The 15,595-nt window shown below is 29.4% G+C and carries 15 protein-coding genes and 1 pseudogene; all 16 read left to right on the top strand.

Going from position 1 to position 15,595, the window contains the following annotated elements; all coding sequences use genetic code 11:
* The first annotated feature begins 9 nt into the window (after window positions 1-9).
* The 16 genes and pseudogenes from mreD to yhbY all read left to right on the top strand — a co-directional run bounded on the left by mreD (window position 10) and on the right by yhbY (window position 15,591).
* The gene (mreD, locus tag ACH36K_RS17880; protein ID WP_411168936.1) at window positions 10-501 is read left to right on the top strand and encodes a rod shape-determining protein MreD; all 492 of its coding nucleotides are present in this window, start codon (window positions 10-12) and stop codon (window positions 499-501) included.
* The gene (locus tag ACH36K_RS17875; protein ID WP_411168935.1) at window positions 498-3,476 is read left to right on the top strand and encodes a penicillin-binding transpeptidase domain-containing protein; all 2,979 of its coding nucleotides are present in this window, start codon (window positions 498-500) and stop codon (window positions 3,474-3,476) included. The genes mreD and ACH36K_RS17875 overlap by 4 nt, the downstream gene beginning before the upstream one ends.
* A gap of 145 nt (window positions 3,477-3,621) precedes the next feature.
* Complete coding sequence (gene minC / locus ACH36K_RS17870) at window positions 3,622-4,263, top strand: septum site-determining protein MinC (protein WP_411168934.1); 642 nt, start codon at window positions 3,622-3,624, stop codon at window positions 4,261-4,263.
* A gap of 17 nt (window positions 4,264-4,280) precedes the next feature.
* The gene (gene minD, locus ACH36K_RS17865; RefSeq protein ID WP_411168933.1) at window positions 4,281-5,075 is read left to right on the top strand and encodes a septum site-determining protein MinD; all 795 of its coding nucleotides are present in this window, start codon (window positions 4,281-4,283) and stop codon (window positions 5,073-5,075) included.
* Window positions 5,076-5,091: 16 nt separating this feature from the next.
* Window positions 5,092-5,358 carry a cell division topological specificity factor MinE gene (gene minE / locus ACH36K_RS17860; RefSeq protein WP_411168932.1) on the top strand — a complete coding sequence of 89 codons (267 nt, stop codon included), beginning with the start codon at window positions 5,092-5,094 and terminating at the stop codon, window positions 5,356-5,358.
* Between the two features lie 156 nt (window positions 5,359-5,514).
* Window positions 5,515-6,642 carry a rod shape-determining protein RodA gene (gene rodA, locus ACH36K_RS17855; protein WP_411168931.1) on the top strand — a complete coding sequence of 376 codons (1,128 nt, stop codon included), beginning with the start codon at window positions 5,515-5,517 and terminating at the stop codon, window positions 6,640-6,642.
* Between the two features lie 394 nt (window positions 6,643-7,036).
* The gene (locus ACH36K_RS17850) at window positions 7,037-7,528 is read left to right on the top strand and encodes a peptidase M23 (protein ID WP_411168930.1); all 492 of its coding nucleotides are present in this window, start codon (window positions 7,037-7,039) and stop codon (window positions 7,526-7,528) included.
* Between the two features lie 101 nt (window positions 7,529-7,629).
* A complete protein-coding gene (locus ACH36K_RS17845; protein ID WP_411168929.1) occupies window positions 7,630-8,478 on the top strand; it encodes a site-2 protease family protein in 849 nt (282 codons plus the stop codon).
* 155 nt (window positions 8,479-8,633) lie between these two features.
* Window positions 8,634-10,487, top strand: a complete 1,854-nt coding sequence (locus tag ACH36K_RS17840; RefSeq protein ID WP_411168928.1) for a TIGR03960 family B12-binding radical SAM protein — start codon at window positions 8,634-8,636, stop codon at window positions 10,485-10,487.
* A complete protein-coding gene (locus tag ACH36K_RS17835) occupies window positions 10,471-11,172 on the top strand; it encodes a TIGR03936 family radical SAM-associated protein (RefSeq protein WP_411170728.1) in 702 nt (233 codons plus the stop codon). Before ACH36K_RS17840 ends, ACH36K_RS17835 begins: the two co-directional genes overlap by 17 nt.
* 13 nt (window positions 11,173-11,185) lie before the next feature.
* On the top strand, window positions 11,186-12,634 hold the full coding sequence (locus ACH36K_RS17830; protein WP_411168927.1) for an Rne/Rng family ribonuclease: 1,449 nt from the start codon (window positions 11,186-11,188) through the stop codon (window positions 12,632-12,634).
* 132 nt (window positions 12,635-12,766) lie between these two features.
* Window positions 12,767-13,078 carry a 50S ribosomal protein L21 gene (gene rplU, locus ACH36K_RS17825; RefSeq protein WP_322413093.1) on the top strand — a complete coding sequence of 104 codons (312 nt, stop codon included), beginning with the start codon at window positions 12,767-12,769 and terminating at the stop codon, window positions 13,076-13,078.
* 5 nt (window positions 13,079-13,083) lie between these two features.
* Window positions 13,084-13,458, top strand: coding sequence for a ribosomal-processing cysteine protease Prp (locus ACH36K_RS17820; protein WP_322545663.1), 375 nt, complete (start codon window positions 13,084-13,086; stop codon window positions 13,456-13,458).
* A 1-nt stretch (window position 13,459) separates the two neighbouring features.
* Window positions 13,460-13,759, top strand: coding sequence for a 50S ribosomal protein L27 (rpmA, locus tag ACH36K_RS17815; RefSeq protein ID WP_008676729.1), 300 nt, complete (start codon window positions 13,460-13,462; stop codon window positions 13,757-13,759).
* A gap of 233 nt (window positions 13,760-13,992) precedes the next feature.
* Window positions 13,993-15,283: pseudogene (obgE, locus tag ACH36K_RS17810) on the top strand (GTPase ObgE).
* A gap of 11 nt (window positions 15,284-15,294) precedes the next feature.
* Complete coding sequence (gene yhbY / locus ACH36K_RS17805; protein WP_411168926.1) at window positions 15,295-15,591, top strand: ribosome assembly RNA-binding protein YhbY; 297 nt, start codon at window positions 15,295-15,297, stop codon at window positions 15,589-15,591.
* Window positions 15,592-15,595 lie beyond the last annotated feature (4 nt).

Here is a 15,595-nt window from a genome sequence, read left to right as displayed (position 1 = left end):
GGGTAGTATATGAAAAAATGGGTTTTAATTTTAATTTCATTAGCACTTTTAATACTCGATAATTCTCTTATGCCATTTTTCGCTATAAAAGGGGCATTTCCAAGTTTACTTTTTACTTTCGCAATAGCTTATTCTATAATAAATGGAAAATCAGAGGCAGTATTTATAGGTGTAACTACAGGTTTAATGCAGGATATATTTTTTTACAATGGGTTAGGAATAAACGCTCTTGTAAATATGCTTATTTGTTTAATTGCAGCCTTTATAGGGGAAAATATCTATAGAGAAAAAAAATTTATACCGGTAATATCAGTTATATTTTTATATATAATAAAGGTATTAGCTATATTTGTAATATTTAAGCTTGTTGGGAGAACAATAAATATCGAAGTAGGAATAATTACTGCCTTATATAGTGCAGTAGTAATGTTTTTAGGGTATAATTTTGTTTTAAAACTTTATGATATAAAATATAAAAACAGGTCATGGAGGTTTAAATGATAGTAAATAAACCGAAAAAGAAAAAAAAGATTTCAAGATATACAGTTTTAAATATTATAATGCTAGCACTTTTTACTTTAATAATGTCAAAGCTTTTATATATTCAGGTTTATAAGCATGAAGACTATAAGGAAAAAGCTGATATTAGTTCAACTAGGTTTATAGCAGAAAATGCACCTAGGGGTAAGATATACGATAGTAATGGAAATGTTCTAGCAACTAATATTCAAACATTTACGCTAACTTATACTAAGCCAAGTGATGAAAAAGAAAATTTTTATGAGACAATGGATAAGGTTTTTAAAATTTTATCGGAGAATGGAGAAAAGTTTAAAGACGATTTAATGCTTAAATTAGATAGTAGTGGGAATTTTTACTTTGATTTTAAAACTGATGATATAGAAACTAAAAAAATAGTTGAAGTAAGATTTAAAAGAGATAGAGGTTTAAATGAGATAATAGAAAAAGAAGAGTTTCCAGATAAAAAATCTGATTTTACTGATGATGAAATCTCAAAGATAGATAGTGAACTTTTAAAATTATCTCCAGAAGAAACTTTTTATCAATTAGTTAAAGTATATAATATGCAAGAACTTATAAATCCAGCTCCTGTTCAAGAGGAAGGTGAAACTGATAAAGCCTTCAAATCAAGAGTCGAAGCATATGATGATAAAATGAAAGCTTACAAAGATATATCTGGAAAAGAAATACTAGACGAGCTTTTAAAGACATATTCAATAAACGATATAAGAAACTATATAGTAGTCAAGGATGCAATAAAAATGCAAAGTTTTAAAGGCTACAGAGCAGTTACCATTGCATCTAATATAAAAAAGGATACAGCTTTTGTAATTTATCAAAAATTAAATGATTTACCAGGAATAGATGTTAGAGAAGAACCAATTAGATACTATCCATATAATAATCTTGCTTCTAGTTCAATAGGATATTTATCCTCTATTGATGGATCGAAAGAGGCAAATTATGAATTGAGAGGATACGATGTATCATCAGATTTAATAGGGGTAGCAGGAATAGAATCCTCCTTTGAAGATCAATTAAAAGGAGTTAAAGGTGGGACTACAGTTAAGGTTAACTCTAAGGGAAGGGTAACAGAAGAACTGTTTAAATTAGATTCCTACCCAGGAAATAATGTACATTTAACTATAAACAAAGATGTTCAATATGCAGCTGAACAAGCTATGAAAGATACAATGGAGCGTATTAAAGGTAGTGCACCTAATGCAACTAGAGGTTCTGTAGTTGCAATAGAAGTTAATACTGGAAGAGTAATTGCTATGGTTAGTTATCCAGATTATGATCCTAATATCTTTTCAATACCAGGAAGGCTAACAGAAGATTTATCTAAGCAATATTTTAGTCCTGATATAGACAGTTTTGCTAAGGAATATATGAAAAGAACTGGAGCTACAGGAAATATTGATGAGTTATTTCCAATAGATGAAAATACAGGGAAAAGAAAAGATGGAATAGATGTTTATCCAAAGAGTTTCTTCAATTATGCCACTCAAGGCTCATTACCTCCAGGATCTGTATTTAAGCCACTTACAGCTGTAGCAGGATTAATGGAAGGTGTAGTTACTACAGGAGAACCTATGAATGATACTAGTGGTACTTGGAGTAAGGATGATTTACCGGAAGTAAGAAGAAACTTTCAAGGAGTAGCTAATGGAGCCACTGATTTAAGAAAGGCATTACAAGTGTCATCAAACTATTATTTCTATGAATTGGGATATAGATTATATAAGCAAAATGGTGGAGATATAAATAATGGAAATGTAGAGGCCCTAGATTCTTTAGCAAAATATGCTTGGAAATTTGGATTGGGTGTAGACCCTGATTCACCTGAAGCAGAAAATCCATCAACAGGAATACAACTACAAGAGGATTTTGGGCAAGTATATAACTTTTATTCTTGGAAGAAGAAAATGGTTGATCTGCCAATGTTTGAAATTGTTGATGCATTAAAAGTCGGAAACTACTATAGATATAGTTTTGTTCCTCTTAATATAGAAGATAATGAAAATGATTCAGATGAATTAAGAGAGGCTAAAACAGCCCTTAAAAGTCAAATGAAAGATACATTATCTAAAGTTGGTACAGATGAAGAAATAAGTGATAATACAAAGTATGCTGAAAGTCTTCTACCATATATAAAGAAAATTATGGATCTTTCACCTCAATACAAAAATGCAGTTTTAGAAGCATCTAAAAAAAGAAGTGTAGATATAGATGAGGAAGCAGGAGTTATTTCAGATGCTATTGCCTATTACATTATAAATAATATGAGAATTCAAATATTAACACCTGGACAAATAGTATCAAGTGCAATTGGGCAAGGAATGAATAACTTTACACCTGTTCAACTTGCTAATTATGTGGCAACTTTAGGAAGTGGTGGAACAAGATATAAAGTTAGTATTGTTGATAAGGTAACGTCGCCAACAGGTGAAGTTATAAAGGAATATAAGCCAGAAGTTGTTGATAAGTTAGACATACCAGAAGACTATCTTCAAGCAATAAAGGATGGTATGTATAAAGTTAATACAAGTCCAAGTAACGGTACTGCGTATAAATCTTTCAATAATTTCCCAATTAAGGTTGGAGGCAAAACTGGTACTGCTGACTTTAGTACAGATGAGCAATATGTTATTCAAGGTAGATTAGCTTATGGTAACTATATAAGTATGGCACCTTTAGATAATCCTCAAATAGCTATTTTTTCAACTATTTATGATGGTGGTAAAGGTAGTGAAGGAGCTACAATTCATAAAGCTATATATGAAGCATTCTTTAAGGATGAATTATTAAAGCTTGATCCTTCGTATGCTTCTAAATCACAATCTTTTAAAAAATATGTAGTAGACTCACCTCTTAAAGATAATAAGAATGATAGCATTAAGTTAGATAATGGAATAACAAATAATAGTAGTTCAAATACAAATAACCAATAAAAACCATGTTTTCACATGGTTTTTTTTATTTTACTATAAATTATGTAAATTATTGTTGTTAAATGATATAATGTAATTGTATAATTATAAATGTGTAACAAAGTTTATAATTATTGAATCTTTGATTATTGGTGGAGGGTAGCCAATGAATGACGATAGAATTCAGATAAAAGGTACAAAAGAAGGTATCAATGCAACTATTAATATGGAGAGATTTAGCAACTTTGATGATATGCTGGGAGTGTTATTAGATAAGTTAACAGCAGGAAAAGGATTTTACAAAGGAGCATCTCTTAAAATTACTGCTAATTTAAAGAATTTGAATGAATATGATATATGTAAATTAAAAGATATTTTATTTGAAAAGATACAAATAAAAGAATGTATATTTGAAGAAATAAAAAAAGAAGAGCAAAAAGAAAGTAAAATTTTTAATGGCGTATATGAAGGAAAAACTAAATTTATAAAGAAAACAATAAGAGGTGGACAATTAGTAAGGTATCATGGAAATATTGTTATAATAGGTGATATAAATAATGGAGCTGAGGTTTATGCAGGTGGAAACATAGTTGTTTTAGGAACAATTAAGGGCCAAGTGCATGCTGGAGTAGGGGGAAATAAAAAAGCTATAATTTCAGCTTTCAATCTTCAACCAGAAATACTTCAAATAGCGGAGATAGTTACTATAGCACCAGATGATGGTGTTAAACCATCATATCCAGAATTAGCAAAAATTAAAGATGATATAATCGTGGTAGAGCCATATTTACCAAAGAAATATATATAGCGTTGGAGGGAGAAAAAATGGGAATTTCTATAGTTATTACATCAGGTAAGGGCGGAGTTGGAAAAACAACAACTACAGCTAACATTGGAACTGCTTTAGCTGCACTAAATAAAAGGGTGGTAGTTGTAGATGGGGATACTGGTCTTAGAAATTTAGATGTTTTGATGGGACTTGAAAATAGAATAGTTTATACAATAACAGATGTTATAGAAAATAGATGTAGACTTAAACAGGCTTTAATAAAGGATAAGAGATATCAAAACTTATGTTTACTACCTACAGCTCAAACAAAGGATAAAGATGATATTAGACCACAAGATATGTTGAAATTAATAAATGAGTTAAAAGAAGATTTTGATTATATCCTAATAGATTGTCCAGCTGGAATAGAACAAGGATTTGAAAATTCAGTTATTGGTGCTGATAAAGCAGTAGTTGTAGTAAACCCTGAAATAACATCAGTAAGAGATGCAGATAGGGTTATTGGTAAATTAGATGCAAAAGGACTAGAGGATCATTCAGTAATAATAAATAGATTAAATTATGAAATGACTCAAAGAGGAGATATGCTAGATATTTCGGATATAATAGAAACTCTATCAGTTGAATTATTGGGCGTAGTTCCAGATGATAAAAACATAACAGTTTCAACTAATAAGGGAGAACCGATAGTACTTGATGATAAATCATTATCAGGACAAGCTTTTAAAAATATAGCTAGAAGATTAACTGGTGAAGAAGTTCCTCTTTTGGATTTAAAACCAGAAGGAGAAGGATTTTTCGCATCAATAAAGAAGTTATTTAAACGTTGATAGGGGGTTATGAGAGGTGGAATTTTTTAAGAAGTTTTCAAATAAGCCGACACCTAAAGAGGTGGCAAAAGATAGATTAAAGTTAATATTAATACATGACAGAGGTGATTTGCCTCATGAAACCCTTGAGAAAATAAGAATAGAGATACTAGAAGTGTTATCTAAATATATAGAAATAGATACTGAAGATGTTGAAATAGCTGTAAGTAAATCTGAGAGAATGGAAGGGAATAGTCCAGCTTTAGTAGCTAATATTCCTATAAAAAATATAAAGCAGTCATAAAAAGGAAAATTTAAAGAAAAAGTATGAAAATGCTTTTTCTTTTTTTGATAATTTAATTAATATTTTATTAAATTTTAACTATTTATTTAAATTGGTATAGAGAAAGATATGTTTTTTAGATATAATAAATCTTAGGTTGAAAGATGGAGGTGAAATATGTTATCAAAATTTAAGATAGACTTTAAAAAATTAAAAGAGATAGATAAAGTAATTCTATTTTCTATGATAGCATTAATGATATTTGGAATAGTTAATATATACTTAGCAAGTGCAGCAGAATATGGTACTTTATTTTTAAAAAGGCAATCTATTTGGTTTGTGGTTTGTTTAGTAGCATTATATTTTGTCGTAGCAATTGATTATACATTCTTAAAGTCATATACTCCTCTTTTTTATTGGGGCTCTATACTTTTGCTTATAGTTACTATTTTTATAGGAACTGATATAAATGGAGCAAGAGGTTGGATTAGACTTGGACCATTATCTTTTCAACCATCTGAATTAGCCAAAATGGCTACAATAATGATGTTAGGTAAGACTTTAGAAGAAATGAATGGAACTATAAATGAATGGAAAAACTTTTTAACTATGGCCTTTTATGCGATAGTACCAGCTACTTTTATAGTTATACAACCAGATATGGGGATGACTATGGTTTTATTCTTTATAGTTGTAGGAATATTTTTTATTGCTGGACTAGATATAAAGATTATTGGTGGAGGCTTATTGTCGCTACTTTTAGTTGTTATACTTGTTTGGAATTCCGGATTAATTCAACCATATCAAAAAAAGAGGCTAACGTCATTTTTAAATCCTGAATCAGATATGTCTCAATCTGGATATCAACTAAGGCAATCACTTATAAGTATAGGAAATGGTGGAGCTTTTGGATTAAAGGGTTCTACTACTAAAGACAATTCTGTAGGCTATGCAGCACAGTATGTACCTGAGGTACAAACAGACTTTATATTTGCTAGTATAGGAGAGCAATGGGGACTAGCTGGAGCAGCATTTTTACTATTGCTATATGGACTTTTAATTTCTAAGATGATAGCTATAGGAAGAACTGCTAAAGATGCCTTTGGATCAATTATATGTGTTGGTATGGTATCATATTTTCTATTTGCACTAATGCAAAATATAGGTATGACTATAGGACTTATGCCTATAACGGGAATAACATTACCTCTTCTTAGTTATGGAGGAACTTCATTGCTTACAACAGTAATGTCAATAGGATTAGTTTTAAATGTAGGAATGAGAAGAAAGAAAATATACTTCTAAGTTGCTAAGAATTAGAATTTGGAGTAGAAGAAAAAGCACTCTAAAGTTTTAAGTTTAAAATTTTTATAGCTCTATTTTTAGTGGCTAGGAAGTTATAAAAGTTTAGAGTTTTGAAAATGTTAATATATAAGGCTTTTAACAATTGGATTTAGAAAAGTATATTTATTTAATACTTTCCTTGCTTTCAGTTTGGAAGTGGACATATGTAAGTTTTGCGTTGACTTGGAGCGGAGCAACGGAATAAGTAAACTTATATATGTCCACTTTTTTATTTTAATAATACATCTTATCTTAATTATTACTTATATTTTAAATTCTAAATTTTAAATTAGGATAGCATAAATAGGCGGTATCCAAAATATAAATACAATATTAAGAGTTAGGAGTGAAGTGTATGGGGGTGTACAGAGAAGAGTATAAAGAATACTACGAAGGAATAAGAAAAAAAGTTAAGAGCAAAACAAGTAAGTCTAATAAAGCTATTAGCGCTAGACAAGATATATATCCAAGTGTTAGAAATGTACAAAATTTTACTTATCAAAGAGGAAGCTATGGATTAAATACTAAAAAAGGTAACATGAGATATATAGATAAATTTATAATTAGACTGATATGCACTTTTTTATTGTTTTTATTAGTTTTTATTTTAAAAACTATACCTAATAGCAATGCAGAGAGGCTTTATAGTATGTGTAAAACTACAATTAGTACAAATTTTAAATATGAGAGCTTATTGCTTAGTATGGATAAGATGGGGATTAACTACAAAGAGGTAGTTGATGTTATAGAAGAAAAATACACTGATGTTATGAGTGAAATTAAAAAACTAGATAGTGGAGTTCCAAGCTTTAAGGAAGATGGAGAAAAAACAGTTGAAGAATCTTAACATGTAAGAATAGAAACTCAATAAATTAGTCTAATAATTAAAATATATTATAAATAGAAGGTGATTAATAGAGGAACACAGCAATTTTTAGGGAGATATAAATGAAAAGAGAAACTAGAAAAATATTTGCAGAAATAGTGTTAATAATATTAGTATGTAGTTATAATAGTATGTTTATATTTGCACTCATTTGGGTATTTTTACATGAACTAGCACATATATTAGTTGCATTAAAATTTGGATGTAAATTTTATAATATAGAATTCCATGTTTTTGGGATAAGGGCAGAACTTTCAGATATAGATAGTTTAAAGGATAAAGAAAAATTGCTAGTGTATTTAGCAGGAGCATTTCTAAATATATTTATTTCAATTTTATTTTACATTATAGGTATTAAATATCCTTCTAATTTTATAGAAACTAGTATGAATTTAAACATAGGTTTAGCAATATTTAATTTATTACCTGCATACCCACTAGATGGATCTAGAATACTTGAAATACTTCTTTCAAAAAAGATATTATTTAAGAAAGCACAAAAAATAATTAGCATAATTAGTTATTCAATAGCTAGCTTATTTATTATTATATCAACGATTATTTATATATTTCTACATAGTCTAAATATTAGTATGATTATAGGTGCGATAATCATAGTTTATATTACTAGAATAGAAGAGCACACTACAATGTATATAACTATGGGAAACGTAGTTAAAAAAAGAAATAAACTTTTAAAAAACAAGTATATAGAAAATAAATCCATATCAGTATATTACAAGCAGGGGCTTGTTAATGTATTAGCTTTAGTTGATAGAAACAAATTTAATACATTTTATATTTTAGATGATGATATGAAACTTATCTATATATTAAATGAAGATGAGTTAATTGATGCTTTAAAGGTTTATGGAAATATGACTTTAGAAGAGTATATAGAGAAGAGATAGTTGATATATTTAATAGAATTGATTTATTAACTTTATATAATGAGTAATAGATTTACTTTTTAGATGCATATATGCTAGAATAGAAAAGATATAAAGGAAGTATAGAGATATACTTCTTTTTTAATGGATAATTCTCACTTTTAGGAGGAAAGATTATGAAGAAAATTACAGACCATATTTTACATAAGGTTGAAAAGCCATCAAGATACGTTGGCGGTGAATTAAACCAAGTAGTTAAGAACCCAAAAGATGTTGATATAAGATTTGCATTTTGTTTTCCTGATGTATATGAAGTAGGAATGTCTCATTTAGGTACAAGAATACTTTATCATACTATAAACGGAAGAATGGATACATATTGCGAAAGAGTATTTTCACCATGGCCAGATATGGAAGCTGAGCTTAGAAAAAATGAAATACCTTTAATGACTTTAGAAACAAAAGATCCTATTTCAGAGTTTGATATACTAGGATTTACGCTTCAATATGAAATGAGTTATACAAATATATTAAATATGCTAGATATGGCCGGTATTACAATAAGAGCTTCTGAAAGAGGAGAAGATGAACCGATAATTATGGCTGGAGGGCCTTGTGCATACAATCCAGAGCCTTTATATGATATAGTAGACTTCTTTGAAATCGGTGAAGGCGAAGAAGTTATGGATGAAGTTCTTGATGTGTATAAGAAGTATAAGGGAAAAGGAAAAAAGAAAGAATTTTTAAGAGAAATATCAAAAATTAAAGGGGTTTATGTTCCTTCTTTATATGAAGTTACATACAAGGAAGATGGAACTATAAAAGAATTTAAACCTAAATATGATGATGTTCCAGCTAGAGTTAAAAAGAGAATAGTAAATAATTTTGATAAAGTAGATTTTCCATTAGATATGATAGTTCCATATTCAGAAATAGTACATGATAGAGTTGTTTTAGAAACTTCAAGAGGATGTACAAATGGATGTAGATTCTGTCAAGCTGGTATGATTTACAGACCAGTTAGAGAAAAAACTACTAATACATTATTAGATCAAGCAAGAAAAATGATAGATGCAACTGGATACCAAGAAGTATCATTAGCATCCTTAAGTATTTGTGATCATTCAGATATACAAAATCTTGTAAGTAATTTAATTCTAGAACATGGTAGTAAAAATGTAGGTGTAGCCCTTCCATCTATTAGAGTAGACGCCTTTTCTGTAGATTTAATTAAAGAAATACAGAAGGTTAGAAAAACAGGGTTAACCTTTGCGCCAGAAGCTGGATCTCAAAGAATGAGGGATATAATAAATAAAGGATTAACAGAAGAGAGAATATTAGAAGCAACTAAAAATGCTTTTGAATCAGGTTGGAGTACTATAAAGCTATACTTTATACTAGGGCTTCCTTACGAAGAAATAGAAGACGCTGCCGGAATAGGTGAACTTGCAGAAAAGATGGCAAATGTTTATTATGGTATTCCAAAAGAAAAAAGACAAAAAGGATTAAAGATTAATGTAAGTACATCAATACTAGTACCAAAGCCATTTACTCCTTTCCAATGGGCTCCTATGGCTAGCCCAGACGAAGTTTGGAATAAAATAGATGCAGTAAAAGGTGCTATAAAATCAAGAGCGATACATTATAACTATCATGAGCAAAAGACTTCATTTATGGAAGCTGTTTTTGCAAGAGGAGATAGAAGAACTTGTGATCTATTAATTAAGGCTTTTGAAAAAGGAGCTAAGTTTGATGGGTGGTCAGAGCACTTTAATTATGATATATGGATGGAAGCAATGCAAGAATGTAATATAGCTGAAGATTTCTATGTATATAGAGATAGAAACTATGATGAGATACTTCCGTGGGACTTTATAGATATTGGAGTAGATAGAAAATATCTAGAAGTAGAAAATGAAAAAGCAAAAAGAGCAGAGCTTACACAAAACTGTAGAAAAGGATGTACAGGTTGTGGAGTAAATGTAAACTTTAAAGAAGGGAAGTGTTTTGAAGGTGCGTTATGTAATTAAGTTTACTAAAGAGTCTAGTGTTAAGTTTATATCTCATCTAGATTTAATGAGAACAATACAAAGAGTAATAAGAAGAGCTGATCTTCCAATGGAATATTCAAAGGGGTTTAACCCTCATATGGCATTATCAATAGCACAACCTTTATCTGTTGGAGTTTATTCTGATGCTGAGTATATGGATATAGTTTTAGTAGAAGAATTAGAGGAAAAAGAAATAGTAGATAGATTAAATGCTAAAACAGCAGCTGGAATTAAGTTTTTAACTGCAAGTAAAGTAATAAATAAAGAGGGAGAAAAGAAATTACCTCAAACAATGGCTTTAGTAGATGCGGCTAGATTTACAATAAAAATGCTTTGCTCTGATTCTAATAAAGTTGAAAGCAATATGGCTAAACTCATTAGTGAGCCTGAGTGGAACACTATAAAGAAAAGCAAAAAAGGTGAAAAAGAAGTAAACTTAAAGACTATGATAAAAGAAATGAAATATTGGATAAATGATGATGAATTAATTTTAAATGTATTAATATCATCAGGAAGTAGAGAGCATCTATCACCAGATTTAGTAGCAGAATATATAAAAAGTAATATTTCTGAAATAATAGAAGATGCTTTTGTAGATATAAAAAGAGAAGAAATGTATGTTCTAAATAATAATAAGTATATGCCAATATATAAATGTATTTAGGGAAGTGTATCTTATGAGAGAAATTTTCATTGAAAGAGATGAACCGCTTTTAAGAATTGCTATAAAAGATAATGGGGTTTTAAGTGAGTGCTTTGTAGAAGAGCACTCGTCAGGTCCTAAGTTTGGTGAAATATATAAAGGGAGAGTTAAGAATATAGTTCCAGCTATTAACTCTATTTTTATAGATATTGGCTTAGACAAAGAAGCTTATATGTATTTTAGCAATGAAATAAAAAGTGAGGGAATAAAAAAGGGTGATGAGTTACTTGTTGAAGTAATAAAAGAGCCTATAAATAATAAAGGTGCCAAAGTAAGTAAGAATATAAGTATTCCAGGAAGATTTATGGTGCTTACATTAGGTGAATCTGGAATAAATTTTTCTAAAAGAATAAATAGCATAGAAGAAAAAGAAAGAATCAAGAAGGTTATTAATGATATAGATGGATATGGGATAACCATAAGAACAGAAGCAGTACATGCAAGTTATGAGGATTTATTAGAAGAAAAATTGAACCTTTTAGAAGAAATTAAATTAATTACAAAGAAGTTAAAATACAGCTTGAAGCTAGGAAAAGTTTACGGAGAAAATATTATTTTAAATAAAGTAATAAGAGAAAATATAAATACTGAAAGTAAAATAATAATAAACCATGAAGAAGACTTAAATGAAGTTAAAACTTTATTAGAATCTAATGATAAAATAATTATAGAAAAATTTAATAATAATAGAAGCTTATTTGATTATTATGGAATAGAAAAAGAAATTTTAAAGTTAAGACACAAAAAGATAGCTTTAAATTGTGGAGGAAATATAGTAATTGACAAAACAGAAGCTATGTATGTAATAGATGTAAACTCATCTAAGAATATTAAAGGCAGAAGTTTTGATAAGACTATATTAGAAACAAATATAGAAGCAGCAAGAGAAATAGGAAGACAAATTAGGCTTAGAAATCTTGCTGGAATAATAGTTATAGACTTTATAGATATGAGAGATTTCTCTCAAAAAGCATTAGTTATGGATGCTTTAAAAGAATCTTTAAAGAAAGATAAAGGAAATATAAAAATTTTTCCATTTACAGAATTAGATATTGTTCAAATAGCAAGAAAAAGAAGAGGAAAGTCAATATATGAATATTTAGAAGAAGGCTGCAAAAGGTGCAATAAAGAAGGGTATGTTCTAAAGTTATCTTATATAGAAAAGTTAATAAGAAATGAAATTATTAAATGTGAAGAAGAAAACTCAATTAACTCATTTTATATAGAGTTAGATAGAAATTATGAAGAAATTGTAAGAGGAGATATCTTTTCGTTTTTAACTAATACTAATTCATTAAATAAGGAAATTTATATGAATTTTATAGATGGAATCGAAGGTTATAAAATAGAGCCTTTAATATTTAATAGTCAAAAAGAAAATATAAAAGATTTCAAAGTAAATGGCTATGAAAAATATGAATAAACTTCTTTACAATCTATGTAATAGTATGATACAATATCAAATGTTAAACCGCACATAAGAGGTTTTTATTTAAACAAAGTTTAGAGCTTTGTACCTCGGTTGGCGAGACCGTAATAAGAGGAGGTGTTTTTAATGTACGCAGTATTATCTACAGGAGGAAAACAATACAGAGTTCAAGAAGGAGACGTAATATTCGTTGAAAAACTTGACGCTGAAGTTGACTCAACAGTTGAATTAACAGAAGTATTAGCTGTTTCAAACGGTGAAGCTTTAAAAGTTGGTACACCAGTTGTAGAAGGTGCTAAGGTTGTTGCTAAAGTTGTTGCTCAAGGCAAAGCTAAGAAGATCACAGTATTCAAGTATAAGGCAAAGAAGGACTACAGAAAGAAGACTGGACACAGACAACCATACACTAAATTAGTAATTGAGAAAATCGAAGCTTAATTATTATGATTAAGATAAGAATTTTAAAAAAAGATGATTTACGCCTTGGTTTTAAGATAAAAGGTCATGCTTTATCAAGAGTTGAAAGAGAGAAATCAGGAGATGCATATGATTTAATTTGCAATTCTGTTTCAGTACTGTCTCAAAGTTCCTTAATAGGAATTGAAGAAGTATTAAAGCTTAAAGTTAAGTATGATATAAATGATGGATTTTTACATATTAATTTATCAGATCTTAGTAACGAGGATATAGAGAAGTGCCAAGTTTTACTTTTAACATTTGAAAAAAGTATAGAAAGCTTGATACAATCTCTTAAATTAAGTTTTGGAAATGACAAATACAGTGAATATATAAGATTGTTGAAAGAGGAGGTGCAATAGTATGTTAATAATGAACCTTCAATTATTTGCCCACAAAAAAGGGGTAGGTAGCTCAAAGAACGGTAGAGATTCAGAATCAAAGAGATTAGGAGTTAAAGCTGCTGACGGGGAGTTCGTTTTAGCTGGTAACATTTTAGTTAGACAAAGAGGAACAAAGATTCATCCAGGAACTAATGTTGGTAAGGGTGGAGATGACACTCTATTTGCTAAAGAAGACGGAATCGTTAGATTTGAAAGAATGGGTAGAGACAAAAAGAAAGTTAGCATTTACCCAGTGAATGTTGAAGAAATAGCAGAATAATATTATTTTTTCTAAAAAAGCACCCTGATTTAGGGTGCTTTATTTTGTAAGAATGAAAATGGGCAATTGACAATGAATAATCCTTGCCCATTGTACACTGTCAATTGTCCATTTATTTAATGGATTAGAAATTTATTTCATTATGATATAATAAACATTGAAAATAATGAAATAATATAAAATAAGTATGTATTTATATTATTATAAATAATTTTAGAAAGATAGGTGATTTTATGTTTATAGATAAGGCTAAAATATTCGTTAAATCCGGTAATGGAGGAAACGGATGTGTATCATTTAGAAGAGAAAAATATGTTCCACTAGGAGGAACCAGACGGAGGCGATGGAGGAAAAGGTGGAAGCGTAATATTTGAGGTAGATCCAGGTTTGACTACACTTTTAGACTTTAAATATAAGAAGAAGTTTACAGCCGAAGTCGGTGGAAAAGGTGAAGGATCAAAATGTTATGGTAGAGATGCAGATGATCTTAAAGTTAAAGTTCCTATGGGAACAATAATTAGAGATTTTGAAACTAATAAGATTATAGCAGACCTTTCACATAAAGATGATACTTTTGTAATTGCAAGAGGAGGAAAGGGTGGAAAGGGAAACTGTAAATTCTGTACACCAACAAGGCAGGCTCCACACTTTGCAGAGCCAGGTATGCCAGGTGAAGAAAGATGGATTACTTTAGAACTTAAGTTACTTGCAGATGTTGGATTAGTAGGATTCCCTAATGTAGGAAAATCAACTTTCCTTTCAACAGTAACAGCAGCAAAACCAAAGATAGCAAACTATCACTTTACAACATTAAAACCAAATTTAGGTGTTGTAAAAGCAGAAGGTATGAATGCTTTTGTAATGGCAGATATACCTGGAATAATTGAAGGTGCATCTGAAGGTGTAGGGTTAGGTTTAGATTTCTTAAGACACATTGAAAGAACTAGATTACTAGTACATGTAGTAGATATATCAGGAATAGAAGGTAGGGATGCCTTTGAAGATTTCGTAAAGATAAATGAAGAGCTTAAGAAATATTCAGTTAAGCTTTGGGATAGACCACAAATAGTTGTAGCAAATAAGGCTGATATGCTTTATGATGAAGAAGTTTTTGAAGATTTCAAAAAGAAAGTGAATGAGTTAGGCTTTGATAAAGTTTATAAAATGTCTGCAGCTACTAAATCAAATGTTGAAGCAGTGATTAAAGAAGCTGGAAGAATGCTTTTAGAAATTCCAATAAAGGAATTAGAAATAACAGATGAAGAAAGATTTGTACAAGAAGAAAGAAGATTTACATATGATGTATCTATAGAAGATGGAGAAGAAAATAATAAAGTATATGTAGTATACGGATCATTTGTAGATAGATTATTAGATTCAGTAAATATTCATGATGCAGATTCATTAAGATATTTCCATAAAGTATTAAGAAACAAAGGCGTATTTGATAAGCTAAGAGAAATGGGAATAGAAGATGGAGATATGGTAAGACTTAACGATTTTGAGTTTGAATACATTTTATAGGAGGAAAAATAATGATAACAGGAAAGCAAAGAGCTTATTTAAGAGGGCTTGCTAATAATTTAGATCCAATATTTCAGTTGGGAAAAAACGGTATAGAGGAAGCTTTTTTAAAACAATTAACTGAAGCATTAGAAGCAAGAGAACTTATTAAAATAAAGGTGCTTGAAAATAGTGGATTAGCAGCAAGAGAAGCATCAAACTATATATGTGAGAAAATTGGCTGTGAAGGAATTCAAGCTATAGGAAGCAAAATAGTTTTATATAAAAAATCCTCAAAAAAACCAAAGATAGAAGTACCTAATAAATAAAGAG

The sequence above is a fragment of the Clostridium sp. MB05 genome (assembly GCF_046581255.1).
Lineage (GTDB): Bacteria > Bacillota > Clostridia > Clostridiales > Clostridiaceae > Clostridium.
This window is presented reverse-complemented; position numbering and strand designations above follow the sequence as displayed.